Source organism: Dyella sp. RRB7, assembly GCF_022761115.1.
In the GTDB taxonomy this organism is placed as follows: domain Bacteria; phylum Pseudomonadota; class Gammaproteobacteria; order Xanthomonadales; family Rhodanobacteraceae; genus Dyella.
Genome location: NZ_JAKWJS010000006.1, coordinates 242641 through 268937 on the forward strand (window position 1 = coordinate 242641; position 26297 = coordinate 268937).

The window sequence follows — 26297 nt, forward strand, 5'->3', positions numbered from 1 at the left end:
AAGCAGCGCATGATGACGTTCAATGGTGGTGCGGATTGGCAATCCGGCAGGGCTCGGCGCCAGCTAGCAAGCGCTACGCAGACTTACTGCACCGGGTCGATGAAGCCGCGCCCGATCGCGATCATTACGGCATGTGTTCGGTCGTCAGCATTCAGTTTACGCATAATGCTTTTCAGGCGCGCCTTGACCGTGTCTTCGGAAATGAAGAGCGTGTTGGCGATATCGCGATTGCTGCGCCCTTGAGCAACCAGTTTGAGGATACTGGTCTCTCGCTCAGTCAATGGCTCGTCGCCCATGTGCTGGGCGACCTGCTGCGCGACATCGGGTGCGATGGTGTGCCTGCCGACGAGTGCGCTGCGAATGGCTCTGACGATTTCCTGGCCGCGGGCCGTCTTGAGGAGATACGACCTGGCACCTAGCGCAAATGCCCGCGCGACTCGGGCGTCCCCCAGGAAACTTGTCAGAACAATGATGGCGGCATCGGAAAACTCTTCACGAATGGCCGAGATGGCCTGCAAACCATCGATCTCCGGCATCTGAAGATCAATCAGCAACAGATCGGGGCGGATCTCGCGGAAACGCTGGATCGCTTCCTTGCCGTCGCCTGCTTCACCGACGACAACCATGTCATCCTCGGCGGAAAGCATCGAACGCAGGCCGTCCCGGATCACGGGATGGTCGTCGGCGATGAGAATGCGAAACCGTTCTGGCTCTTCGTTCAAGGTCTCATCCAAACACGTTGTATATGCCGATGATTAGAGGAGATTGCGCGATCGACCTGATGCTTATGGTCTTTGAACTATGCACAAACAAGCCAGATATTTCAACGCTCGAAAGGGTATTTAAAAGTACCTTGGGCGCCCGCTTTATCCGTTCGATGTCTGTTCGGCCATGGGTGCTTCCATCGCTGGAGTCGGCCTGAGTTTCCATTGGAAGGGGAGAGATAGGCTTCGCGTTTGGGGACGATCAGATGGATGGTTGTACCTGGCGCCAATGCATCTATCTCCACGCTCGCGTTGATTTTCCCCGCACGCTCGTGCATACCCGAGATGCCCCAGTGACCCGCACGCTGTCGGGCCTCCATAAGCTCCCGGTCGATACCCACCCCGTCGTCGCTGACGGAAATGTGGAGAGTGTTGGCGTTATAGATGATCGTCACAACGACATGGTCTGCATCGGCATGATGGTAGGCATTAAGAATGGCTTCACGAGTGATGGCGAAGATCTCGACGCAAGCCTCCTGGCGAATTGGCAAAGGCTCGCCCTCCACGCGCAACGCAAAGAGCGTCGGGGAGGTTGTTGACGCCTCTTGACCGACAGTGAGCAATTCCGAAACCAGGTCCACGTCGCGCTTGTCGTCTTGCCGGAGCAGACGAATTTTGTCGCGGCCATCAATCAGAACGTCACGCATCTTTTCTTCAATCGCCGTGGCCGCATCGCGCTGGTGTGGCGCAAGGTCGGTCTTGCGGGCCCAAAACTCCATTTGCATTAGTAGCCCCTGCATTCCTTGCAGCAGCGTGTCGTGAAGCTCGCGGGCGATGCTTTCGCGCTCTTCGTGCTTGGCCTCAAGGCTGATACGCAGGCGCCGGGAGAGATGGCGAAGTCGTAGGGCAATGGCGAGCCATAGAGCAACCAATATGGCCAACACGCAGACACCTCTAAACCATAGGGTCTGATAGAAGGCGGGCTTAATGTAAAAGGCCATGTGCGCGCCAGCTAGGCTTTGGACCCCGTCGTTGTTGGAAGCCACGATATCGAATTGGTGCATTCCTGGCGCTAGATTGGAATAGCTGACTTCCCGACGTGTGCCAACGTCCTTCCAGTCAGGGTCGACGCCAAGCAGGCGTACTTTGGCACCGACGCGTTCGGGTATGGTCAGGCTGAGCACCGAAAACTCAATGTCCAGGTTTCGGGTATGCGCGGGAAATGTCAGTTTGTCGCGTGGACTGTAAGCTTTGTCGTTGGCGCTGATTCCCGTGATAGCAATCGAGGGTGGAACGGGGTTGCTTACAAGCTGGCCAGGATCAAGCCAAACCACGCCATTGATGGTGGCGAACCACAATCGCCCGTCCGCGCTTTTGACGACAGTGGGATGGCCGTAATGGATGTCGGGAGGGCCGGGCAAGCCATCCAAACCATCGAATTTCTTGAGAGGCAGGGCATGCGCGGCATCGCTCTCGGCTTGGGTTACATCCCTTGCCGGCGCGCGGTAAACGCCAGACATTGCATGTATCCACATGTCACCGTTGGATGCAAAGGCGATTCCGGTGATCGTCCCCAAGGCCGACGGTTGGGAGAGCCGCACGACTTTCATGCGCATCCCATCCATAAAGCCAAGGCCTTCGCTTCCGCCGACCCAAAGGTGTCGGCCGTCACTCATGAAGGCGCCTATGCTGCCGATGGTTACTCCTTGATCTGCACTCAGCAAGGCTGCCTTTCCATCATCGATAACACCTATGAGATCGATGTTTGGATGACCTCGCAAATAGCCGTACCACACGCGCCCACTGTCATCTGCGTACAATGCAGAGGGAGGGCGATTTACTTTGGGAATGGCGAACGGTACCCATTGATCTCGATTCAGCGTAAACAAGCCAAAGCTGCCGTTCGTCGAAGCTTCTGATACGCCCCAAAGAACACCGTGGCTGTCCTTTGTGATCTCAGTCATGTCGAGCGACGGCGATGTTGAATGAGCCATCAGCTTGGTGCCGGCGTCATTAGTCATCCACAGATCAAACGAATTGACAGCATGCTCTTGCGATAAATATGTGTTGTTGTCGCGATCGGCATAGACCGCAATGACTGACCCTGGGATTGATGTGCTGGTATGTCCGTCCTTCAACTTCTGGGTAGCTTGTAACTGCATTCCAGCCCAAACCGAACCGTCCTTGCCAGCCGCGAGCGCGTACATGCTGCCGTTTTGGGGGAATGGGGATCGGGCAAAATTGCTCCGGCTAAAGCGATCGATGCCATGGCTCGTTCCCACCCATAGATTGTCCTCTCGATCGACCAAGAGCGTCCGGGTGGCATCCGAGCTGAGGCCGTTTGAGCTGTCGAACTTACTGCCGGCCAACACATTTTCGGCGGGTCTCGACGGGCCGTTGAGATATGACGCGGGAATTTGTTGAATGCCGTTTCTCTGGGTGCTTAGCCAAGCGTTCCCCTGTCCATCGAATGCCATGGCGCGTGCCATCAACTGAGATAATGCGCCGGCGTTGGACCTGATGGGTGTTGTCGCGTGGGTGTCCCACCGCTCGATGGCGCTTTCGCTGTAGCAAACCCAGACGCTTCCGTCAGTATTTTGCACAAGGTCTGAGATGTAACCTTTCTGTGTCGACGCCTCCAACGTCATGAACTGCGTTGAGCGCGCTGGCCGATAGAGAAGTTTGTCTAGCGTGCCGGCCCACATGTTTCCGTTGCGATCGACCAGCACGCGGACCACGTATTCCTTTTGACTCAAAAGCTGAAGAAAGCCGGCATCGGGAACTTTCCATCGCCTCCCATCAAAGGTCATGACATTGGGTGCAACCGAAGCCCAGGTGCCACCGTCCGGACTATTGACGAACTGGCTATTGAGGGTACTGACGGGGCCATGTTCTTCGGAACTCACATGCGCAATGGTGTCGCCTTTGATTTCGTAGATAGGGCCGTGCGCGTAACCCAGCCAAAGGCCGCCGTCCGCCCCGGAGAAAATCGTCATGAGCGGAAGTTTGGGCAGCGCAACGGAGCCGATTCTTTCGACATGCTGAAAGCGGAAACCATCGAAGCGGAACAGGCCTTCAGATGACCCGATCCATATGAATCCGTCATTCGTCTGCGCTAAGGCGGTTACGCCCACGGGCGCGCCATCGCGCGTCGTCCAGGCCGAGTGCTGGTAACGATCCAGTGTCCAAGGGCGGGAGTCGGCCCAGACCGGGTTCGGTGCCGCTAGAGAAGTGGCCAGCAGTAACCACAACCATAGGATCAGCCGGTCAATCTGGTTGGATCCGATAGTTACCACAGTACCCCCATACGCCGGCAACGCAACTTTTTGCGCCAGGCACGCCGTGTCAGGCCCAGGCGGTTCAAGGATAGCCGATGCCCTCGCTGTCCTGAGAGCGTCCAGACCAGTGACGTTGCAAGGGAGCCTGCGGTCGAAGATGGCAGATGCCTGTTTTCGGCAGTCGGCGTCGTCGTTGTTACGGCCATGACACATGCGCTCGCTGGGAGTTCGAGCGTTTGCTCCGGGTGAGTGGAAACGGGAAATGCCCCCATTTGGGGGGACGCCTAGCAACTGCGTATCGGGGATCTTAGGCGCGGAAGAATAGGCGCTACCGATTACGCCAGCGGCGACGGTCAAGGCAGCCATCGAGATGGCGAACATGTTGTCCCAGCGAACCGTCGGCGCAGGCTTCACGCATTGTCCTCTCGATTGCCGGACACGCACGTTGCGATGGCGATCCGATGGACCGGAGCGCTGTCCCCATCAACCCTGATCGCCTGGTGACATCTGCGACGGTAAACGCGCCCGCGACCAGGCGACCGAGCAGCACATAGCCAGCTCAGCCTCTGTTTGACTGTGAGCCCGCAATGCACCTTGAGGACTAAATATGTTCGGCTTGAGTTCGCTCGAATTGTCGAGAATGCAGTTCGCCTTCACGGTGTCGGTGCACATCATCTTTCCCGCCATCACCATCGGTCTAGCCAGCTTTTTGGCTGTCCTCGAGGCGCTGTGGCTTTGGAAAAAGCAGCGCGTCTACTACGACCTTTATCAGTTTTGGATGCACGTCTTTGCCGTCAATTTCGGGATGGGCGTTGTTTCTGGATTGGTGATGGCGTACGAGTTTGGCACCAACTGGAGCCAGTTCTCTTCAGTGGCCGGCGGCATTACAGGGCCGTTGCTCGCTTACGAGGTACTGACTGCGTTTTTCCTCGAGGCCGGTTTCCTTGGCGTCATGCTGTTTGGTCGCGATAAGGTGGGACCAGGGCTGCACTTCTTTGCTACGGTCATGGTGGCAGTGGGTACCTTGATATCAACGACCTGGATTCTTGCTTCCAATAGCTGGATGCAAACCCCGCAAGGCTTTTCCATCGTCAATGGCCGCGCGATTCCGGTCAACTGGCTCGAGGTGATTTTCAATCCCTCTTTTCCGTTCCGGCTTGCTCATATGACGGTGGCGGCCTATCTGTCGACTGCGCTGTTCGTCGGCGCATCAGGTGCCTGGCATCTCCTGAAGGGACACAGTACCGACGCCGTTCGAACGATGCTGTCGATGGCCATGTGGATGATCGTCATCGTTGCCCCGATCCAGATTTTTCTGGGCGATGCTCATGGACTGAACACGCTCAAGTACCAGCCCGCAAAAATTGCTGCCATTGAAGGGCACTGGGAGAACAAGGGAGATAGCAGCCCGCTCGTCCTGGTTGGGTTCCCTGATATGGAGGCTGAAGTGACGCGTGCCGCAGTGGAAGTTCCTCGTTTGGGCAGCATCCTCCTCACTCATAGTCTTCATGGGCAAATTCCGCCGTTGAAGTCCTTCCCCAAATCCGATCGACCCAATTCGAGTATTGTGTTTTGGACATTCCGCCTCATGGCGGGACTGGGCTTCTTGATGGCGCTTCTTGGGCTGTGGGCCGCGGTGCTCCGCGCGCGCAAACGCCTCTACACCTCGCGCCTGTTCTTGAGATTTGCAACGCTCATGGGCCCCAGTGGTTTGGTCGCCCTGTTAGCCGGTTGGATGACAACCGAGATTGGCCGTCAGCCGTGGGTGGTTTACGGCCTGCTTCGAACTGAGAATGCAGTTTCGAACCATTCGGCCGCAGCCGTATCAGCGACGCTCGCTATCTTCGTTGCCGTGTACGTTTTCGTGTTTGGCACGGGCGTTAGCTACATGCTGAAGCTTGTAGCCAAGGGACCCTACGGTGTCCGCGGTGCAGATATGTCGGAGCCAGGTCAAGCCAGGCGTCCGGCGCGACCGCTCTCGGCAACGCCTGACAACATCGATCCTGCGATCACCAAGTGAACTGGCTAGGGGCTAAATAATGGGCATCGATCTGCCACTTGTCTGGATGGTCATCATCGGCTTCGGACTGATGATGTACGTCATCATGGATGGATTCGATCTTGGCATAGGCATGCTGCTGCCACTCATACGCAATCGCGAGGACCGTGACAGGATGGTCAATACGGTGGCGCCCGTGTGGGACGGCAACGAGACCTGGCTGGTACTGGGCGGAGCAGGACTGCTCGCTGCCTTTCCAACGGCGTACTCCATTTTGCTAAGCGCGCTGTATTTTCCGCTCATCTTGATGTTGATCGGACTAATCTTGCGCGGTGTTGCTTTCGAGTTTCGTTTTAAGGCCGACGACGCGCACAAGCCGTTCTGGGATAGAGCCTTCACGTGGGGGTCATTCATTGCCACCCTCTCGCAGGGGATTGCCTTGGGATCCATCATCAACGGCTTTACGGTAAGTAACCTGGTCTTTGCGGGCGGCGCGTTCGACTTCCTGTCTCCCTTCAGTATGTTCACTGGTCTTTGCCTCCTTGTCGCTTATGCACTTCTTGGCGCCACGTGGCTAGTAATGAAGACTGATGGCTTCGTTCAAGGGCAAATGCGCAGAGCGGCGCAACTGTTGGTTGTGGCCCTATTAGTCGCCATTGCCATAGTGAGCGTGTGGACGCCCCTGGCTCATCCCGGTATTGCTCGGCGATGGTTCTCGTTTCCCAACATCGCTTTCTTCAGCCCCGTTCCAATTCTGGTTCTCTTCACGTCATGGGCTCTCGTGCGGTCGCTACGGCGCGACGGGCAAGCGAAGCCCTTTGTCTTGACGCTGTTTCTTCTATTCTTGGGCTATACAGGGCTACTTATCAGCATATGGCCCAACATCGTCCCTCCATCCGTCTCGTTCCGGGACGCGGCGGGTCCAGCGCAGAGCATGGGCTTCACGCTCGTAGGCGCACTGCTCATCATTCCGTTTATTTTGACCTACAGCGCATGGTCTTATTTCGTGTTCCGCGGCAAGATCGGAAATGACGAGGGCTATCACTGATGATTAGGGCCGCAAAGCCGGTCCATCTCTGGATTCGCCGCGCCGGCTGGCTGATTGCGCTATGGATTGCGAGCGTGGCTACCTTGGCTGCCGCGGCATCATTGTTACGCTTGCTGATGACGTTGTGCGGCATGAAAAGTTGAAGCTTTCGTCGGCACATGGAACGCATGCCACAAAACAATCAAGCCTGCCGCCCGGTCCTTAGGTATGCGGGACTCTGAGGCTTAGAGTTGACCATGGCTCACTCCCTGGAAGGAACGGATGCCTCACTGGCTTGCGAGTAGGGAGTGTTATCGCGAGTAGGTGCGTGTTCCCGTCCCTTTCAATTCGCTAAAGGAGGCCATTGGGCTTGCGGAACTGAGATGTAAGGGCTGCCGGGCCAGTTGCACCTTCGTGTCGTGGGGGATTGGCTAGCCCAGCGCCAGCGTTAAGGGCCAGTGCCAAGGTTGGAGGCTCTGGTGACGGTTAAGGGCCTTCGACAACAACCAGCCAAGTATTGGCTTGACTCTGGACCTTGATCAATGGTCTAGACTTCCGCCCATGAACACTCCCCATGCGCCCATGACCATCGGTGCCGTCGCCAAGCGCGTCGGTGTGGCGATCGACACCATCCGCTATTACGAGCGCGAGGGGCTGTTGCCCGAGCCGCTGCGGCGTGCCTCGGGTTATCGCAGTTACGACGAAGGCGTGCTGCGGCAGTTGCGCTTCATTCGGCGCGCCAAGGACCTGGGCTTTACCTTGGAGGAGATCCGCGACCTGCTGGCGCTTTCGGCCGACCGGCAGCGCGGCGTGAAAGCGGTGAAGCAGCGCGCGCAGGAACGCCTTGCGGCCATCGACGCGCGCATCGCCGAACTGACCCGTGTGCGCGATGGGCTGGAACAGTTGATCGATGCATGCCCGGGGCATGGCTCGCCGGATCAATGCCCGATTCTGCGCGCCCTGGCCGACCAGGAAGGTGAGGCATGAACATGGAGAAGCACGCGTGCTGCGGCACCAAGCCGGCAGCCCCCGAACCGGTGGCGAAGTCGTGTTGCGGTGGTGATGCCGCGGCGCCGATCGGTCATGCCGGGCATCATCACGATCCGGCGGCGCACATGGTGAAAGATCCGGTCTGCGGCATGAGCGTGAATCCGGCAACCGCCGCGCATCGCGCGGAGCATGGGGGGCAGGCTTATTACTTCTGCGCGCAGCGCTGCAAGGAAAAGTTTGTCGCCGATCCGGCACGTTACCTGCAGCCGCCGGCAGCGCCTGCGCCGGCGTTGGCGGGCGCCATCTATACCTGCCCCATGCATCCCGAAGTACAGCAGGTGGGGCCGGGACATTGCCCCAAGTGCGGCATGGCACTGGAACCGATGATGCCTAGCCTGGATGAGGATGACGGGCACGAGCTTCGCGCCATGTCGCGCCGGCTGTGGACGTTGGTGGCGCTTACCCTGCCGGTGTTTCTGCTGGCCATGGGGCCGCATCTGTTCGGCTGGCACTGGCCGGAACCCTGGGCAGGCATCGCGGCCTGGGCGGAGGCGGTACTGGCGACGTTCGTGGTGCTGTGGGGCGGGGCGCCGTTCTTTGCGCGCGGCTGGCATTCGCTCAAGCCGTGGTCGCCCAATATGTACACGCTGATCGCGCTGGGCACGGGCGTGGCGTGGTGCTACAGCGTGGTGGCGTTTCTGGCGCCGTCGCTGTTTCCCGAGGGCTTCCGGGACATGCATGGCCAGGTGGGCGTGTATTTCGAATCGGCGGCGGTCATCGTCACCCTGGTCACGCTGGGCGATTTTCTCGAACTGCGTGCGCGCCGTCGCACCGGCGCGGCCTTGAAGGGGTTGCTTGGGCTTGCGCCGAAGACCGCGCATCGCGTCGATGCGGATGGCCAAGAGCACGATGTACCGCTTGATGACGTGCATCCCGGCGACACCTTGCGCATACGTCCTGGGGAAAAGGTGCCGGTCGATGGCTTGGTGCTCGATGGCAGCAGCCACGTCGATGAAGCCATGCTCACCGGCGAACCGTTGCCGGTGAGCAAGCTGGCGGGCGAGCGCGTCACCGGCGGTACCGTCAATCAGGACGGTGCCTTGCTGATGCGTGCGGAGAAGGTCGGTGCGGACACCATGTTGGCGCAGATCGTGTCGCTGGTGGCGCAGGCGCAGCGCAGCAAGGCGCCGCTGCAGCGCGTGGCCGATCGCGTGGCGGCGTGGTTTGTGCCAGCGGTGGTGGCGGTGGCCGTGCTGGCGTTTGCCCTGTGGGCATGGCTGGGTCCGGAGCCGCGCCTGGCCTATGCGCTGATCGCCGCCGTGTCGGTGCTGATCATCGCCTGTCCCTGTGCGCTGGGTCTGGCCACGCCGATCTCCATCATGGTGGCCAGCGGTCGTGCAGCGCAGAACGGGGTGTTGTTCCGCGATGCGGCGGCCATCGAGTCGTTGCGCGGCATCGACACGCTGGTGGTGGACAAGACCGGCACGCTTACCCAAGGCAAGCCCTCGCTGCAGGATGTGGTAAGCCTCGGCGAGCGCCCGTTCGACCAGTTGCTGGCGATGGCGGCGGCGCTGGAACAGCCGAGCGAGCATCCGCTGGCGCGGGCCATCGTCGAGGGTGCGCAGGCGCGCGGCATCCGGATGCCCGCAGTGGACGATTTCCGCTCGGTCACCGGTGCCGGCGTGGAAGGCTCGGTGGGTGGCCATGCCGTGGCGCTGGGCAATCGGCAGCTGCTGTCGAACATTGGCGTCATGACGGACAAGGCGGTGCTCGACCGCGCCGACGCCATGCGTGTCGCGGGCGCCACGGTGATGTTCCTGGCGGTGGATGGCGTGCTGGCCGGTTTGATCGCGGTGGCCGATCGCATCAAGCCAGGCACGCCGCAGGCGATCCGTGATTTGCATGCGGCAGGCCTGCGCATCGTCATGCTCACCGGTGACAACGCGACCACCGCCAACACGGTGGCGACCACGCTGGGCATCGACGAGGTGCACGCGGAGGTCTCGCCGGCCGACAAGGCCGAGGTGATCCGTTCGCTGCGCGCGCAGGGGCGGCGGGTGGCGATGGCCGGCGACGGCATCAATGATGCGCCCGCGCTGGCGGTGGCCGATATCGGCATCGCCATGGGCAATGGCACCGACATCGCCATGGAGAGTGCCCAGGTGACGCTGGTGAAGGGCGAACTCACCGCCATCGTGCGCGCCCGCGCGCTGTCGCAGGCCACGGTGCGCAATATCCGGCAGAACCTGTTCTTTGCCTTCGTCTACAACGCGGTGGGCGTGCCGCTGGCGGCGGGCCTGCTGTATCCGCTGCTGGGCGTGATGCTGTCGCCGATGGTGGCCGCGCTGGCGATGAGCCTGTCCTCGGTGTCGGTGGTGGGCAATGCCTTGCGCCTGCGCCGCGCGCCCTTGTGATGCTTGTCACCCGCGATGGCTGACGGGGCACCCTGCCGGCAGGGCGTCCCGAATCGGATCATTCCTCCCGCACCAATGGGGTGCGGGAGGGCATCGCATGAACATCGTGAATGACACGCGCAGCACGCTGGAAAAACACTTGCCGCTGCTGCTGGGTTTGCTGGTGGCGCTGCTGGCCGGCAAGGCACTGAAGAAAATGCTCTGGACCGGCTTTGGCATGTACTGGGCGCTGCGGGCGAGTGGCGTGCATTTCTAAGGCGTGATGGGCAATGGGGCGCCATGCTTTAAACTGCGGGCCTGACCCCCGCAGGAAGCAAGCCGATGTCCGCCAGCCGGGCCTTGATCGAACGTTACTACGACGCTTTCAACCGCGCCGATTGGGAGGCCATGCTCGCCTGCCTGACCGACGATGTGGCGCACGACATCAACCAGGGCCATCGCGAACTCGGTCGCGACACGTTCCGTGATTTCCTGGCGCGCATGCAGCGCAGCTACCGCGAGCAGTTGCGCGACATCGTGGTGATGACCAGCGCCGACGACCGTCGCGCCGCGGCCGAATACGTGGTGCATGGCCAATACCTGGCCGACGACGAGGGGCTGCCGCCGGCGCATGGCCAGCGCTACGTGCTGCCGGGCGGGGCGTTCTTCGATATCCGCGACGGCCGCATTGCCCGCGTCAGCAACTACTACAACCTGCACGACTGGATCGCCCAGGTCGGGGGGCGCTGAGCGATGGACGTGCGCATCCTCACCAGTGTCGGTGACGCGGTGAATCCGTATTTGGACGCGCTGGCCCGCCTGCGCATCGCCGTGTTTCGCGACTACCCCTATCTGTACGACGGGGACATGGCCTACGAGCGCGACTACCTGGCCGCCTATGCACGCTCCAAGCGCAGCGTGTTCGTGCTGGCGATGGATGGTGACGCGGTGGTGGGCTGCTCCACCGGCATGCCGCTGGCGGATGAGGTGCCGGCGATCCAGCAGCCGTTCGTCAAGCACGGCCTGCTGTTGAGCGACGTGTTCTATTTCGGCGAGTCGGTGTTGTTGCCGCCGTATCGCGGGCAGGGCATTGGCCAGCGCTTCTTCAAGCTGCGCGAGGCGCATGCGCGTCGCTTGCCCGGTTTCCGCTGGACCGCCTTCTGCGCGGTGGAGCGAGAGGAGCACGACCCGCGTCGCCCGCAAGGCTATCGTCCCAAGGACGAGTTCTGGCGCAAGCACGGCTACCAACGCCAGGACGACATGTTCTGCACGCTGGACTGGAAGGAGGTCGGCGCGGACACCGCCACCGCCCATCGCCTGCGTTTCTGGACGCGTCCGCTGGACGCCTGAACTGACCTCATCGGTGCCCTCCGCATGACCCGTAGTCTCGACGAATGGCTGGCCTACCAGGACCGCGTCAACGTGCGCAGCATCGAGCTGGGCCTCGATCGCGTCAGCGCGGTATGGCAACGCATGGGCGCACCGGCGCCGGCACGACGGGTAATCACCGTCGGCGGCACCAATGGCAAGGGCTCCACCGTCGCCATGCTGGAGACCATGCTGGCCGCCGCAGGCCGGCGTGTGGGCAGCTATACCTCGCCGCACCTGCTGCATTACCGCGAGCGGGTGCACATTGAAGGCATCGAGGCCGGGGATGAGGCGCTGATCGCCAGCTTCGAGCGCATCGAGGCGGCGCGCGGCGACCTCCCGCTGACCTATTTCGAATTCGGCACGCTGGCCGCGCTCGACCTGTTCGCCCGTGCCGACCTGGACGTGGCCGTGCTGGAAGTCGGCCTGGGCGGGCGGCTGGATGCGGTCAATATCATCGATGCCGACGTGGCCATCGTCACCACGGTCGATCTGGACCATATGGACTGGCTGGGCCCGGACCGCGACAGCATTGGCGTGGAAAAGGCCGGCATTGCCCGCGAAGGGCGGCCGGTCATCGTCGGTGAGCTCGATCCGCCGGCAGGGCTGCTCGAGGCCTTGCAGCGCATCGGGGCGAAGGTGCAGCGGGCCGGCGTGGATTTCACCGTCGAGCGGTTGACCGAAGGCGGCTGGCGCTGGCGTCACCGCGACGGCACCACGCTGACCCTGCCCGACCCGGCGCTGGCCGCGCCGGTGCAATACGCCAATGCCGCCTCGGCCATCGCGGCCTTGCATGCGCTGGAGCCCGGCGGGGATCTCCATGCCGCGGCCTCGGCCGGCCTGCGCAGCGCGCATGTGCCCGCGCGGCTGCAGTCGCTGGGGGGGGATCCGGCGCTGGTGGTGGATGTGGGGCACAACCCGCAAGCGGCCCGCGCACTGGCTGAATGGCTCGATGCGCAACCCGGCGGGCGCGTGCACGCCGTCTATGGCGCCTTGTCCGACAAGGACGTGGGCGGGGTGATCCGTGCGCTCGGTGCGCGCATCGATCACTGGCATCTGGCGGGGCTGGACCGCGATACGCCACGCGGGTTGCCGGTCCAGGCACTGGCCGAGCAACTGGCGCAAGCCCTGCCGCAGGCGCGCTACGACCTTCACGACAGCGTGGCTTCGGCGCTCGCCGCGGCGCGCAGCGCGGCGTTGCCGGGGGAGCGCGTGCTCGCTTTTGGCTCGTTTTTCGTCGCGGCAGCGGTGCTTGCTGAATCAGCGGGACAGGTATCGGCCTGAGCGGCGGCGCGGGCAGGTATAATCGCGCCGTTCTCGCACCCCCGCCCGTTTGGAGCCAGTCTTGAAAACACGTCTGCTGGGAGCTGCCGTTCTCTTCGCACTCGCGGTCATCTTCGTGCCGATGTTCTTCTCCAGCAGCCCCACCAGCAGTGCGGGCGACGAATCGGTGAGCCTGGCCATCCCGCCGGCACCCGACCGTGACCTGCAGACCAAGACCATGAGCCTGACCCCGGGGGCGGCCACCAGCGCCACCGTGGCGCCCGCGCCCAAGCCGGCCGTGGCGGTGCCGCCGGCCACTTCCGCCGCGACGCCGGTCGGCGGAAACCAGCTGGCCACGGTGAATATCGGCTCCAGCCGCCCGCGTGACGTGGAAACCGACCCCACCGCCGGCCAGAAGCCCGAGCCCACCACGGTCACCCAGCCCGGCTCCAGCGCCGCGCAGCCGGTGATTCCGGTGCAGACCAAGGGCACCGCCACCGCGTCGGCCGCCAAGCCCAGCCCGGCCGTGCCCGCCGTGCCGGCCCAGGCGCCGTCGCAGCCTGCCTTGCCGGCAGCCACGGCCGCGCATGGCCAGTACTCGCTCAATCTCAGCGCCTATGTGTCGACGGCCAGTGCCCAGAGCCTGATCCAGCGCGTGCGTGCGCTGGGCTACCCGGCCGCTGGCCGCAGCATCAACCAGGGCGGCAAGCAGCTCACCCTGGTCACCGCCGGCCCGTTCGAGTCGCGCACGGCGGCCGAATCGGCCCGCCTGAAGATCACCCAGACCATTCCGGGGGCCCCGGCCCGCCTGGAGGGCAGCGCCAGCACGCCCACGCAGGACGATGCGCCGGCCGCCGCGCCCGCCAATACGGCGGCAACCTCGCACGCGGGGGGCTGGGCCGTGCAGGTGGCGGCGATGGGCAGCCAGGCCGATGCCAATGCGCTGCGCGACAAGCTGCGCGCCAATGGTTTCGATGGCTACGTGGATACGGTGAACGCCAACGGCAAGCAGCTGTGGCGCGTGCGCGCCGGCCCGCAGACGCAGCGTGCGGATGCGGTGCGGGTGCGCGACCAGATAAAAACCAAGCTAGGTGTCGACGGCAACGTCGTCAGCGCACCCTGAAACCCAGGACGGTGACCCGGTGAACTGGGCCGACTACATCATCATCGCCGTGCTGGGCCTGTCGGTCTTGATAGGGCTGTGGCGCGGCCTCATTTCGGAGGTGTTGGCGCTGGCGGTTTGGGCGGCGGCGTTCTGGGTGGCCTGGACGTTCGGTCCGAGCGTGGCAGGCTACTTCGAGCACAGTATCCAGCTGCCGTCGGCGCGGATCCTGGTGGGCTACGGCATCTGCTTCCTTGCGGTACTGATCGCCGGGGCGCTGTTGCGTTTCCTGGTCAGCAAGCTGGTCGAGGGTACCGGGTTGTCCGGCACCGACCGCCTGCTGGGCATGGTGTTCGGCTTCGCCCGCGGCGTGCTGCTGGTGACGCTGGCGGTTTTTCTGCTCGGGTTCACCGCGTTCACGCGCGACCCGTGGTGGCACGATTCGGTGTTGTTGCCGCAGTTCAAGGGAGTGGCTGCGTGGCTGGGCGAGCGGGTGCCGGACAATGTCCGCCACTACCTCAATGATGCCCCAGCGGTACTTGACCATCTTCCCGCCTTGCCGGCGGCTGTGCCGGGCGCTTCGCCAGCGACTGGACACAGTACCCATCCCGCAGCCGCTTCGACGGCCGCTCCGGCCACGACTTACTAAAGACAGGTTTTCAACCATGTGCGGAATCATCGGCATCGTCGGCACCACTGAGGTCGCCGCGTCACTCTATGACGGCTTGACCGTATTGCAGCATCGCGGCCAGGACGCAGCCGGCATTGCCACGGTGGATGGCGCCAGGCTGCGGCTGCACAAGGGCAACGGCCTGGTGCGCGACGTGTTCAACCAGACCGCCATGAGCGGTCTGCGCGGGCGCATCGGCATCGGCCACTGCCGCTACCCCACGGCCGGTTCGGAAGGCTCCGCCGAGGCGCAGCCGTTCTACGTGAACTCGCCCTACGGCATCGCCTTCGCGCACAACGGCAACCTGGTGAACACCGAGACGCTGCGTCGCGAGATGTTCGAGGACGACCGCCGCCACATCAACACCGATTCGGATTCCGAAGTGCTGCTCAACGTGCTGGCGCACGAGCTGCAGATCCAGGGCCGCATGGCGTTGACGCCCGACCACATCTTCAAGGCCGTGGCCGGCGTGCATCAGCGCGCGCGTGGCGGTTACGCCTGCCTGGCCCTGGTGCTGGGCTACGGCCTGCTGGCCTTCCGCGACCCCAACGGCATCCGTCCGCTGGTGCTGGGCGAGCGCGTCACTAGTGAGGGCCGCGAGTACGCTGTGGCGTCCGAGTCGGTGGCGCTTGACATCCTGGGCTTCAAGCGCCTGCGAGACGTGGCGCCGGGCGAAGCGGTGTTCATCACCAATGACGGCCAGTTGCATACGCGCCACTGCGCCGAGGGCGCCACGCACGCGCCGTGCATCTTCGAATACGTCTACCTGGCCCGCCCGGACTCGATGATCGAGAACGTGTCGGTATACAAGGCGCGCCTGCGCATGGGCCAGAAGCTGGCCGAGAAGATCCTGCGCGAGCGTCCGGACCACGGCATCGACGCGGTGATCCCGATTCCCGATACCGCGCGCACCGCCGCCTCCGCGCTGGCCGAGGCGCTGGGCGTGCCGTTCCGCGAGGGCTTCGTCAAGAACCGCTACATCGGCCGCACCTTCATCATGCCGGGGCAGGGCGAGCGCGTGAAATCGGTGCGCCGCAAGCTCAATCCGGTGGAGCTGGAGTTCCGCAAGAAGAACGTGCTGCTGGTGGACGACTCCATCGTGCGCGGCACCACCTCGCGCCAGATCATCCAGATGGCGCGCGAAGCGGGCGCCAAGAACGTGTTCTTCGCCTCCGCCGCGCCGCCGGTGCGCTACCCCAACGTATACGGCATCGACATGCCGGCCGCTTCGGAACTGGTCGCCGCCGGTCACACGGTGAAGGAAGTGGAGCAGCAGCTCGGTGCCGACTGGCTGATCTACCAGGATCTGCCGGACCTGGTATGGGCCGTGCAGGACGGCAACGAGGCGCTCAAGCAGTTCGACACCTCGTGCTTCTCCGGCGAGTACGTGACCGGCCTGGACAAGCAGTATCTCGAGCAGATCGAAATGCTGCGCTCCGACGACGCCAAGGCCGCGCGCCGCACCGCGTAAGGGGTAGGAGCGCCCCCCTGTGCGCGACCGCGGGGCTGCGTAGCAACCGCTACGTTGGGTGGTCGGGCTCAGGGCGCGCTCCAGCAGAAAAGCTTGTCATGACCGCCGATCTCCACGCCGCCGCCAAGCGTTGCCTCGACGCCACCGATCCGGCGGAAAAGCTGCGCCTCACCCACGCCGCCTGGGATGCCTTCCAGGCGGGCGAGTTGCGTCCCGACCCGTCCTCGCCGCCGCCCGAACCGATCGGCGCGCCCGGCCGCCCCGGGCAACCCCGGCTGGTGCCGCAGCGCCAGGTGCCGCATCGCGGCCTGGGCACGCAGGAGGGGCGCGTCGCGCTGGTCCACGCGGTGGCGCATATCGAATTCAACGCCATCAACCTGGCCTGGGATGCGGTGTACCGCTTCCGCGGCAAGCCCGACGCTTACTACCGCGACTGGGCCAGCTGCGCCCACGACGAGGCACGCCACTTCGCCATGCTGTCGGCGCGATTGGCGGAGCTTGGGCACGCCTATGGCGATTTCGACGCGCACAACGGCCTGTGGGAAATGGCCGAGAAAACGGCGCATCACGACACCGCGCGCATGGCGTTGGTGCCGCGCGTGCTCGAAGCGCGCGGGCTGGACGTGACGCCGGGCATGATCGAGCGCCTGCGGGCAGTGGGCGATACGCGCACCATCGCCATCCTCGAAGTGATCCTGCGCGAGGAAGTGGCGCATGTTGCCGCCGGCACGCGCTGGTTCCGCCACTGTTGCGAACGCGACGGCATCGATCCGCGCGAGACGTTCCTGGATCTGCTGCGCGATTACATGGGCCGCCAGCTGCGCGGTCCGTTTAACCGTCCCGCACGGCTTGAAGCCGGGTTCGACGAAGAAGAGCTCGATCGCCTGACCGCATTGGCGCTGGAAGCCTGAGGCGACGACGCGCCGCCCTCGGTGCGCGATGCGTGCGAGGCCCTGGTTCCACCACCGTGCCGTCATCTTTGGGTTGATAGCATCCGCGGTGGTGTCCTCGTCGAGGAGTCAAAGCGATGCATACGTTGCCCGGTAAGCTCGTTTGGGTGGAACACGCCAGCGCCGATCCGGCCAAGGCGAGCCAGTTCTACGAAGCACTGTTTGGGTGGACGGATTCGCCCATGGAGGTGGCCGGCGAAGCCTATCGCGTCATCATGAATGCGGGCGCGGGCATCGGCGGCTACCGCACGGCGCAGGAGGCTGAGCCCGCCCATTGGGGCATCTACCTGAGCGTGGCGGATGTCGACACGAGCTTTGCCATGGCGCTGGTGGCCGGCGCCACGCCGTGGATGCCTCCCACGGACTTTCCGCCGGCGGGACGCGGCGCCAGCCTGGTCGATCCGGTGGGCGCGCTGGTCTCGATCTGGCGCGGCGCCAACGATGACACGCCCGATGCGCAGGTGCCGCCGGGCCATTGGGTGTGGCACGAGTTGCATGCCACCGACGCGGACAAGGCACTGGCGTTCTATGAGCAGCTGTTCGGGCTCACCCACGATGCCACGTCCTCGGGGCATGGCGCGTATTACGTGCTCAAGGATGGCGACCACCGGCGGGGCGCCATCATGCAGGAGTCAGGCAGCGATGGTTCGTCGTTCTGGCTGCCCTATGTACTGGTGACCGATGTCGATGCCACGACGGCCAAGGCAGCGACGCTGCACGCCGATGTCCGCATGCCACCTACGGATATTCCTGGCATTGGTCGCTTCGCCATGGTGCGCGACCCACAGGGCGCGTCGTTCGCGCTATTCCTGCCACAGCACCCCTGACCCGACGATCCGCTGCAGGAGCGCATGAGCCAGATCGGCAAACCTCCCTGTGACAACGGCGTCATCATGTATGGCGAGGCGGCAGCGCCATGCTCTTCCGCATCGCGTCGCTGGACCCTGGTGGCGGCCGTTCTCGGCTCAAGCCTGGCCTTTATCGACGGCACCGTGGTCAATGTCGCGTTGCCGGCCATCCAGCGGGAGCTTGGCGCCACGACGTCGGACGCACAGTGGGTCATGGAATCGTACGCGTTGTTCCTGGCCTCGCTGCTATTGGTGGGCGGCGTGCTTGGCGATCGGTTTGGGCGTCGGCGCATCTTCATGATCGGCACGGCCTTGTTCACGCTCGCCTCGATCGGCTGTTCGCTCTCGACCACGGTGGGGCTGCTGATCGCCGCGAGAGCGGTGCAGGGCATCGGCGCGGCATTGCTGGTGCCGGGCAGCCTGGCCTTGATCAGCGCGACGTTTCCGCAATCGGTGCGCGGTGCGGCCATCGGTACGTGGTCGGCCTTCAGTGGCATCGCGGCAGCGATCGGGCCGGTCATTGGCGGCTATCTGATCGATCACTATTCGTGGATATGGGCATTCCTGGTGAATGCGCCCATGGGTATCGTGCTGCTTCTGCTCTGCGCGGCGAAGGTGCCGGAGAGTTATGGAAGTGGCGGCCACGACAAGATCGATGTCACGGGCGCATGCCTGGCGACGATCGGGCTGGCGGGCGTGGTGTTTGCCTTTATCGAGGCGCCGTTCCGGGGCTGGACGAACACCGCCGTATGGGCGGCATCCATCATCGGTATCGTCGCGCTGATCGGGTTCGTTCGCGTGGAGATGCGCAGCGTGGCGCCGATGTTGCCGCTCGGGTTGTTTCGCGAGCGCAATTTCACCGGCGCCAATGTGTTGACCTTGTTGCTGTATGCCGCGTTGGGCGGCAGCTTGTTCTTCCTTCCACTCGACCTGATCCAGGTGCAGGGCTATGGTGCCACGGCGGCAGGTGCGGCGCTGTTGCCGTTTATCGCCATCATGTTCGCGTTGTCCCGCTGGGCGGGCAGCCTGGTCGACCGGTTTGGCCCCAAGCTGCCGTTGGTGGTGGGGCCGGTGATCGCGGCCGTTGGCTTTGCATTGTTTGCGTGGCCATCCACCAACGGTAACTATTGGACGGCCTTCTTTCCCGCCATCTGCATCCTTGGCCTGGGCATGAGCATCACCGTGGCGCCGTTGACCACCACGGTGATGAATGCGGTGGGCGAGGAGCTGGCGGGCACGGCTTCCGGCATCAACAATGCGGTATCGCGCGTGGCGGCGCTGCTGGCGATTGCGTTGTTCGGCGCCGTGCTGACGCTGGCGTTCAACGCACATTTGAACCGCGTGCTGGCGACCCTGCGCGCGCCCGCCGATCTTGTCGGCGCCGTCATGGCGCAACGCGAGAAGCTGGCCGGCATCGTGATTCCCGACGGTTACCCGGGCGCGATAACGGACGCCTTGAAGCACGCCATCGGCATGTCGTTTGTCGCCGGCTTTCGCTGGGTGATGCTGCTATCCGCGGCGCTGGCATTGCTGAGCGCGCTCAGCGCCTGGATCTTCATCCGGGGAAAGCAGGGTGGGCGTGTGACGGCGCCGCCGCCGCAGGATAGCCCGGGCGTCGCTATTGCCTCGCCTCGATGCGCAGGCCACGCGGGGTGAGCCAGTGCTCGATGCCTTCGAACATGGCCTGCACGATCAACGCCAGCAGCGCGGCAGGCACGGCGCCTTCGAGAATCAGGCCGATGTTGTCCAGGCGAATGCCGGTAAGAATGGGCTGGCCGTAGCCGCCGGCGCCAATCAGCGCGGCAAGCGTGGCCGTGCCCACATTGATGACCGCTGCCGTCTTGATGCCGGCCAGTATCGATCGCGTCGCCATGGGCAGTTCCACGCGACGCAGGCGGACGTTTTCCGGCAGCCCCAGCGCGGCGGCCGATTCGCGCAGTTCGAGTGGTATGCCGACCAGTCCCGCATGGGTATTGCGCACGATGGGAAGCAGGCTGTACAGGAACAGCGCGGCCATGGCCGGCCAGGTGCCGATGCCCAGCAGCGGTATCATGAACACGAACATGGCCAGCGAGGGCACCGTCTGCAGGATGCCGGTGAGGCCGATGATCAGCTGGCCGGCGCGTTTCCAGCGCGCGGCCAGGATGCCCAGCGGAACCGCCAGCAGCACCGCCAGGCCCAGCGACAGCGCCACCAGCTTCACGTGCTCGACGGTTCGCTGCAGCAGGCGCCGCCAGAAGCCGGCGTCGCCGCCGCGCAGGGGCACGTCGAGAAAGCGTGCGGCGACGTCGCTTTCCTTCATGCCATTGAGTTTTACCTCGGCATTCATGCGTTGCATCGCCGCCATATCGATGCGTCCGCTCAGCGTGCGCAAGGCGGCGACAAAGGCCGGCGCGCTGCGTTCCAGCTGCAGGCGATAGAGGTACACCGCCTCATAAGGGGGAAAGTAGTGACGATCGTCGATCAGCGTGCGCAGGTGGTAATAGGGAATCTCGGCGTCGGTGCTGTAAAGATCGATGGCATCGACGGCGCCGCTGGCGACGGCGCGGTACGACAAGGTGTGGTCAAGCCCGCGCACTTGTGTCTGCGGCAGCCCATAGCGCTGCCGGATGCCTGGCCAGCCATCGGCGCGATCCATGAATTCATTGGAGAAGCCGAAGCGCAGCTGCGGATGCGACGCCAGGTCGGACATCCGCGTGATGTTGAGCTGCGCCGCCCGGTCCTCGCGCATGCCGATGGCGTAGGTATCGCTGAAGCCCAGTGAGTCGGTGATGCCGATGCCCAGCGGCAGGAGCTTCGCGCGCAGGGTGGCGATATCGGCATCGGGCGCCACGTCTTTCAACAATTCATGCGTGATGGTGCCGGTGTATTCCGGATAGACGTCGATATCGCCATGTTGCAATGCGGCCCACAGGATGCTGGTGCCGCCCAGCTCGCGCCGGTGGATGGCGTCGATGCCCGCCTCGCGCGCATGGATCCGCGCCAGTTCGCCCAGCACCACCGACTCGGTGAACTGCTTGGAGCCGATGCGTACCGGTGCGGCCCAGGCGAGCAGCGGCAGCAGGACAAGCACGGCAAACAGGGCGCGCCTCACGCGGAGGACTCCGGCAAATGCCGCTGCGCATGCAGGAAGCGGGTGACGAATGCATCGGCCGGTCGACGACGGAAATCCTCCAGGTCGCCGTCCTGTATCACCTTGCCTCCGCGCAGGAGTACCAGGCGATCGGCAAACCATGCCGCTTCGGCGAGGTCGTGGGTAACGACGATCACCGTCTTTCCCAGCTGGGCGAAGATGCGCTTGAGTTCATCCTGCAGCTCATGCCGCACCAGCGGGTCCAGCGCGCCCAGCGGCTCGTCGAGCAGCAGGGCATCGGGGTTCATCATCAGGCCGCGCATCAAGGCGACGCGCTGGCGTTGGCCACCGGACAGCTCGGCCGGATAGCGCTCCAGCAGGTCTGGCGAAAGGTGCGTCAGTTCGGCTAGCTCGGCCGCCCGCGCGTGAATCTGCGGCGCGCGCCAGCCCAGGTAGCGTGGCAGCAATGCGAGATTGCCCAGCACGGTGAGATGCGGAAACAGGCCGCCGTCCTGGATCACATAGCCGACCCGGCGACGCAGTGACAGCACATCGGCATGCTGGAGTATTTGGCCGCCCACCTTGACCACGCCCTGGTCGGGCCAGTCGAGCCCCAGCAGCAGGCGCAGCACGGTCGACTTGCCGGCGCCGCTGGTTCCAATCAAGGCCGTGGTGCTGCCGGATGCAAAGCTCAGGCTGACCTCGTCCAGCGCCACGAAGGAAGCGTAGCGCTTGCTGACCCGTTCCAGTGCGAATGCGGCGGGCGTCATCGCCGCGGTGCCGGACAAGAGCGGCTTCCGCACCGCGCGGCGAAGAAGCGTTGTTCGCGTGCCTGCGACATGGGCAAGGACTTTACCTCAACGGCCGACCGGCAGCCACGCCGTATGGACGGCTGGTCGCCACCACTGCGGGCTTCAGGCAGCGCGAGAAGCTTCCGTAGTCTTGACCATGTAGGGGGCGAGGGCGGATTCGTCGTCGCGCAGCGCAGTGCGCAGCTGCAGCAGATGGGCCAGCGCCGGCTGGCAGCTGGCGCGCACCAGAGGTAACGCCTGGGTGGTCAGCGTGATGGCATGCTCGATCGCATGGTCGGCCTGCTGCCAGCGGCTGGGATCGGGTTCGTCATACAACTGCGCCAGCTGCTGCACCGCCCGCCACATGGTTTCCAGCAAGGGCGGCGGCAGCTCCGCATGTTGCATGTCTTGCCGCAGCTCGATCACCGTGCGGCCGCAGTCATGCACGGCCAGGCCCCAGGCCAGCAGGCTGCGCGACTCCTCGCTGTCGGCTCGGGTGTGCTGCACGATCTGGTGGAACAGGTCGCGATTGACGCTTTCGAAGCGGTAGAGCAGTCCGTCCATCGGCGCCGTGGCGGCAAACGCCACCTGCCGGCGCAATTGCTGCAGTTGGCGCCGGCGCAACCATGGCGTGCCGACCAGGGCCGGCATCACCATGAACGCGCCGGCCGCAGCCATCAAGCCAAACAGCGACGCGATGGCGTCATTGATGAAGTGTTCCGGGTTGTACGTCATCGGGTTCTTCAACGCGAGGGTCAACACGAAACCCAGGGTGTAACCCGTGCCCACGCCGGGCAGGGTGGCGTTGCGCGTGGTCAGGTAGGGGCCGATCAGCAGCAGCGGCAGGGTGGCGAGAAACAGCATCAAGAACCCGTCGCTGCTCGGCAGCAGCCAGAACAGCACCGCATACGATGCCGCGGCGCCCAGCGCAAAGCCGATCCAGATATGGGTGGTGGCCGATAGCGGGGCTGGCGAAGTGGCCAGCAGGCCACTGAACAAGGTGGCCAGCAGCATGGCGGTGGTACCCGATGGCCAGTCGGTGGCCAGCCAGAACACGCCGAGTGCGAGCATGGTGAGGAAGGTGCGTACCACGGCGAACAGCGGTGCGGCATGGTCGTTGGCGCGCTTGAAGTGGACGCGCTCCACGTTGCCGGACAGGCGTCCCGCGGTTTCGCGCAGCGTCGCCTCCAGCGCGGCGAAGTCGCGCAATTCGCTGACGAAGCGGCGCAGCAGTGCGGTGCCGCAATCAAATTCCAGCAACAGCCCGGGGTCTTGCCGCAACTCCGTGCGCAGCTGCGCAGCCAGCACGGGTACCCCGGCTTCGCAGGCGTCCAGGCGGGCGATCAGTCGACGCGGTACGGTGCGCTCCGACGGTGATGGCGAAAGCGCCTCACCCACCGGTGCAAAGAGCTTGATCAATGCACCGGCGGTACGCGGATGGTGGTGGCGTTGCAGCCGGTTGATCAGGTGATGCAACGACTGGAAACTGGTGGCCGCTGCCATGTAGCGCAGGTTGAGCAGCTGCATGCGGCTGCTGCGCGCGCGTGCCTGGGGGTCTTCGAAGATCACCGAGGAACGCAGGTCTTCCAGTTGCACCGCGGCGCGCACGAAGCGCAGATGCGCCTGTTCCATCGCCGCACGCGGGATGCTTCCGCGCAGGCTGCCCCGCGCGAACGCGATGAAGTGCTCGTAGTGCTCGCGCACGCTCTGGTTGAGCACGTCGCGCAGGCGTTCGGGCAACACGATGTCGCTCACCAGTCCGGCCACGATGATGCCAAGCATCACCTCGCTGACGCGCATAGCCGCCGAGTCGAATACTGCCTGGGGATGGTTGACCACCGGCAACGCCACCACGGCAGCGGTATAGCCCGCCAGCACGAAGCCGTAGGACATGAAGTTGCGATAGAAAACGGCGCCACCGGAGCACAGCCCCACCCAAAGCGAGAGGCTGAGCAGGAACAGCTCGCGCTGCTGCGGAAAGGCGGTCATCAACAACAAGGCAAACAGGCTGCCGGCCACCGTGCCGATGGCGCGGTAAAAGCTCTTGGCCAGCACCATGCCGCTGTGCGGATGCATCACGATCGCCACCGTGATCATGGCCGTCGACGGCTGCTCCAGTTGAAACAGCATGGCCAGCCACGCGGCAAGGTAGAACGCCAGCAGGCACTTGAACACGAAGATCCATGCCTGGCGTTCGCCAGCGAGGAACTCGGCCAGCCAAGGCCAGCCGCGTTTCGAGGGTAGATCCGAAGATACCGCTGACATGCGGCCACTTTCCTTGAGGGTATAGCGCGCGATCAGCGACGGGTGGCGCGGCTCGCCGGCCAGCGCGGAAGACGAACAGGCGGCTGGCGAGCCATGATCGGATCGTGCCCATCGGCACGATGGGCGTCAGCCATTGGTTTCCGTGTACTGGGCCGGGCTTCTTGCGATCCCGATAAGCGTCAGTTTCTTGAGGCGATCGATCTGGTGAGGCAGGTCGGCGACGGTCGCCTGTTTGGCATCGAGCGGGGAATGCGACGATGCGACCAGGCGCGTACCGTCACAAAGCGTCAAGGTGACTCCCAGGGCGGTCCCAGGGGCTGCGCTTGCTTGATCCTGGCCGGACTTGGCGCAATAGGTATCGCCGCGAGGCGATGCGTCGTTGCCCAGTTCCACGACAAGCCGCGGAGCGGACTCTATCGACGGCGCTGCGCTGGCGTTCGGGATGGCGCGTGCGATCTGTTCACTGGAAGCGTTTGGCAACTGGCCACGAACCTCGATGGGCAGGCTGGGCATCGCTTTCTGCCAATGGTAGACCGTGTCGTCGGTGGTCGCCCAACGCGCATCCACGGTCGCGTGGCAAGCGGTCAGTGCGAGGGTTACCGTCGCCGCGCATGCAAGAAGAAGAGGGGGGCGAGCTGCAGATTTCATGATGGGGTATCTCACTTTGGGATGGAGAGAGAAAAGGCGCGCCGCGACGTCACTCGTTGATGCCGAGCGGCGATCAGAGGGCAAGCCGAGGACTGCGACGCCACGGTTGCGTGGGTCGAGTGAGGTGTCCTGCCGGGTCAACGGGATCAGGTCACGGATTGGCCGCGCGAAGGTCGCGGCCCCGCGGCACTACCGGTGCTGATTCCTTGGGTTCGCCCGAATGGCAGTCAGCACATGGCCGCATGCGATCGCCTCGGGTCGAGGTCGTCGTCGAAGCCCTGGGTATCGCGTCAAGCAAGGGAGGGATGTTGCGAGATCAGCTGACCGCAGGTGCGGCGCGGTCGGAGCAGAGACAGTCATTGCTCTAGTGCTACGAGATTTGCGAAGGCGACAGTGTTATGGATTCGTTGCCCTGGATATATCGTTGCCGATGACCGTCACACGGTCCTGCCGATCCCCAATCGCAGGCATGCATGCACGGCCGTGGCCTCAGCTATCGGCAGTCGGTTCGGATTCCCACGGCGCACCGGCCTCCCAGCGCTCCACCAGCAGGTCGATGAAAGCGCGGGTGCGGGGAGTGAGGTGCCGCTTGCTCGGGTAGGTCAACCGGATCGGGTCGGGCGGCGGGCGATAGGCGCGCAGCACTTCAACCAGCGTGCCGGCGCGCAAATCGTCGCCGACGATGTAGTTGGCCAGGTGGGCCAGGCCGAACCCCGCCAGCGCCGACTCGCGCATCGCCTCGGAACTGTCGATGTTCATGCGCCCGGGGCCCTCGTAGATATAGGGGCCGTTGGATGTCTGCAGGCGCCAGGCGCGTGGTCGCTCGGCGTTGAGGTACACGATGGTGTCGTGGTCGGCCAGGTCCTGCGGGGTCTGTGGCATGCCGCGCCGAGCCAGGTAGTCCGGCGAGGCGCACACGATGAATTGCTGCCAGGCCACGGTGCGCGTGAGGATCAGCGAATCGTCCTTGGGGGCGCCGATGCGGACCGCAATGTCGAAACCCTCTTCGACCAGATCCACGAAGCGGTCGGTGAACCACAGCTCGGCGCGCAGTTCGGGCCACTGTTTCAGGTAGGCATTGATCACCGGCAGGATGTGGCGCTGGCCGAAAGACGGCGGCGTCATCAGCTTGAGCGTGCCGGTCGGCCGGCTACGACGCAGCGCCATGGTGGCGTCCACGTCTTCCAGATCGTCCAGGATCTGGCGCCAGCGGTCGTATACGACCGCGCCCTCGTCGGTCAGGCTCAGCTTGCGGGTGGTGCGATTGAGCAGGCGCACGTCCAGCTGGGCTTCCAGCCGCACGATGCTTTTGCCGACGGCGGAGCGCGTCAGTCCGAGCGACGTCGCGGCGGCGGTGAAGCTGCCTGTCTTCACCGCCGCGACGAACGCGGTGATATCGCCGAATCTGTAGGGTTCCATGATCGTCACCTCAAGCCCTTCACGCCATCACCAGCGGG

22 protein-coding genes are annotated in these 26297 nt (G+C 64.1%); 15 read left to right on the forward strand and 7 right to left on the reverse strand.

Annotation, left to right across the window (positions count from 1 at the left end; translation table 11 throughout):
• Nucleotides 1-83 precede the first annotated feature (83 nt).
• Both MJ606_RS14865 and MJ606_RS18415 read right to left on the reverse strand, forming a co-directional pair.
• Nucleotides 84-695, reverse strand: a complete 612-nt coding sequence (locus MJ606_RS14865) for a response regulator transcription factor (protein WP_343214826.1) — start codon at nt 693-695, stop codon at nt 84-86.
• A 128-nt stretch (nt 696-823) separates the two neighbouring features.
• Entirely contained in the window at nt 824-4396 is a 3573-nt protein-coding gene (locus tag MJ606_RS18415; RefSeq protein WP_243050318.1) for a sensor histidine kinase, read from the reverse strand.
• A gap of 193 nt (nt 4397-4589) precedes the next feature.
• Here MJ606_RS18415 and MJ606_RS14875 point away from each other — a divergent pair, with 193 nt between their 5' ends.
• From MJ606_RS14875 to MJ606_RS14945, 15 genes are all read left to right on the forward strand, one after another.
• Entirely contained in the window at nt 4590-6002 is a 1413-nt protein-coding gene (locus MJ606_RS14875; protein ID WP_243050319.1) for a cytochrome ubiquinol oxidase subunit I, read from the forward strand.
• Between the two features lie 19 nt (nt 6003-6021).
• Nucleotides 6022-7029: a cytochrome d ubiquinol oxidase subunit II gene (gene cydB, locus MJ606_RS14880; RefSeq protein ID WP_243050320.1), complete on the forward strand. Its 1008-nt coding sequence runs from the start codon at nt 6022-6024 to the stop codon at nt 7027-7029.
• Nucleotides 7029-7172: a DUF2474 family protein gene (locus MJ606_RS14885; protein ID WP_243050321.1), complete on the forward strand. Its 144-nt coding sequence runs from the start codon at nt 7029-7031 to the stop codon at nt 7170-7172. The genes cydB and MJ606_RS14885 overlap by 1 nt, the downstream gene beginning before the upstream one ends.
• Nucleotides 7173-7569: 397 nt before the next feature.
• Complete coding sequence (locus tag MJ606_RS14890) at nt 7570-7995, forward strand: MerR family DNA-binding protein (RefSeq protein WP_243050322.1); 426 nt, start codon at nt 7570-7572, stop codon at nt 7993-7995.
• Nucleotides 7996-8123: 128 nt separating this feature from the next.
• Nucleotides 8124-10412, forward strand: coding sequence for a heavy metal translocating P-type ATPase (locus MJ606_RS14895; protein ID WP_279236913.1), 2289 nt, complete (start codon nt 8124-8126; stop codon nt 10410-10412).
• 97 nt (nt 10413-10509) lie between these two features.
• Entirely contained in the window at nt 10510-10668 is a 159-nt protein-coding gene (locus MJ606_RS14900; RefSeq protein ID WP_243050323.1) for a hypothetical protein, read from the forward strand.
• Nucleotides 10669-10733: 65 nt separating this feature from the next.
• The gene (locus MJ606_RS14905; protein WP_243050324.1) at nt 10734-11141 is read left to right on the forward strand and encodes a ketosteroid isomerase-related protein; all 408 of its coding nucleotides are present in this window, start codon (nt 10734-10736) and stop codon (nt 11139-11141) included.
• A 3-nt stretch (nt 11142-11144) separates the two neighbouring features.
• Nucleotides 11145-11741 (forward strand): GNAT family N-acetyltransferase, encoded by a 597-nt coding sequence (locus tag MJ606_RS14910; RefSeq protein ID WP_243050325.1) that lies wholly within the window; start codon nt 11145-11147, stop codon nt 11739-11741.
• Nucleotides 11742-11765: 24 nt separating this feature from the next.
• Entirely contained in the window at nt 11766-13043 is a 1278-nt protein-coding gene (gene folC, locus MJ606_RS14915; RefSeq protein WP_243050326.1) for a bifunctional tetrahydrofolate synthase/dihydrofolate synthase, read from the forward strand.
• 61 nt (nt 13044-13104) lie between these two features.
• Entirely contained in the window at nt 13105-14145 is a 1041-nt protein-coding gene (locus tag MJ606_RS14920) for an SPOR domain-containing protein (RefSeq protein ID WP_243050327.1), read from the forward strand.
• 19 nt (nt 14146-14164) lie between these two features.
• Entirely contained in the window at nt 14165-14773 is a 609-nt protein-coding gene (locus MJ606_RS14925) for a CvpA family protein (protein ID WP_243050328.1), read from the forward strand.
• A gap of 16 nt (nt 14774-14789) precedes the next feature.
• Nucleotides 14790-16265 carry an amidophosphoribosyltransferase gene (gene purF, locus MJ606_RS14930; protein ID WP_243050329.1) on the forward strand — a complete coding sequence of 492 codons (1476 nt, stop codon included), beginning with the start codon at nt 14790-14792 and terminating at the stop codon, nt 16263-16265.
• 98 nt (nt 16266-16363) lie between these two features.
• Nucleotides 16364-17176 (forward strand): ferritin-like domain-containing protein, encoded by an 813-nt coding sequence (locus MJ606_RS14935; RefSeq protein WP_243050330.1) that lies wholly within the window; start codon nt 16364-16366, stop codon nt 17174-17176.
• A 116-nt stretch (nt 17177-17292) separates the two neighbouring features.
• Nucleotides 17293-18042, forward strand: coding sequence for a VOC family protein (locus tag MJ606_RS14940; RefSeq protein ID WP_243050331.1), 750 nt, complete (start codon nt 17293-17295; stop codon nt 18040-18042).
• Between the two features lie 24 nt (nt 18043-18066).
• Nucleotides 18067-19719, forward strand: coding sequence for an MFS transporter (locus MJ606_RS14945; RefSeq protein WP_243050332.1), 1653 nt, complete (start codon nt 18067-18069; stop codon nt 19717-19719).
• On the opposite strand, the gene MJ606_RS14950 is transcribed toward MJ606_RS14945, so the two are convergent.
• The 5 genes from MJ606_RS14950 to MJ606_RS14970 form a co-directional block, all read right to left on the reverse strand.
• A complete protein-coding gene (locus MJ606_RS14950) occupies nt 19682-21157 on the reverse strand; it encodes a glycine betaine ABC transporter substrate-binding protein (RefSeq protein ID WP_243050333.1) in 1476 nt (491 codons plus the stop codon). The genes MJ606_RS14945 and MJ606_RS14950 overlap by 38 nt on opposite strands.
• On the reverse strand, nt 21154-21906 hold the full coding sequence (locus MJ606_RS14955; RefSeq protein ID WP_243050375.1) for an ATP-binding cassette domain-containing protein: 753 nt from the start codon (nt 21904-21906) through the stop codon (nt 21154-21156). The genes MJ606_RS14950 and MJ606_RS14955 overlap by 4 nt, the downstream gene beginning before the upstream one ends.
• Nucleotides 21907-22050: 144 nt before the next feature.
• Nucleotides 22051-24192, reverse strand: coding sequence for an FUSC family protein (locus MJ606_RS14960; protein WP_243050334.1), 2142 nt, complete (start codon nt 24190-24192; stop codon nt 22051-22053).
• A gap of 126 nt (nt 24193-24318) precedes the next feature.
• Entirely contained in the window at nt 24319-24840 is a 522-nt protein-coding gene (locus tag MJ606_RS14965) for a hypothetical protein (RefSeq protein WP_243050335.1), read from the reverse strand.
• Between the two features lie 489 nt (nt 24841-25329).
• A complete protein-coding gene (locus tag MJ606_RS14970; RefSeq protein WP_243050336.1) occupies nt 25330-26259 on the reverse strand; it encodes a LysR family transcriptional regulator in 930 nt (309 codons plus the stop codon).
• Between the last annotated feature and the right edge of the window lie 38 nt (nt 26260-26297).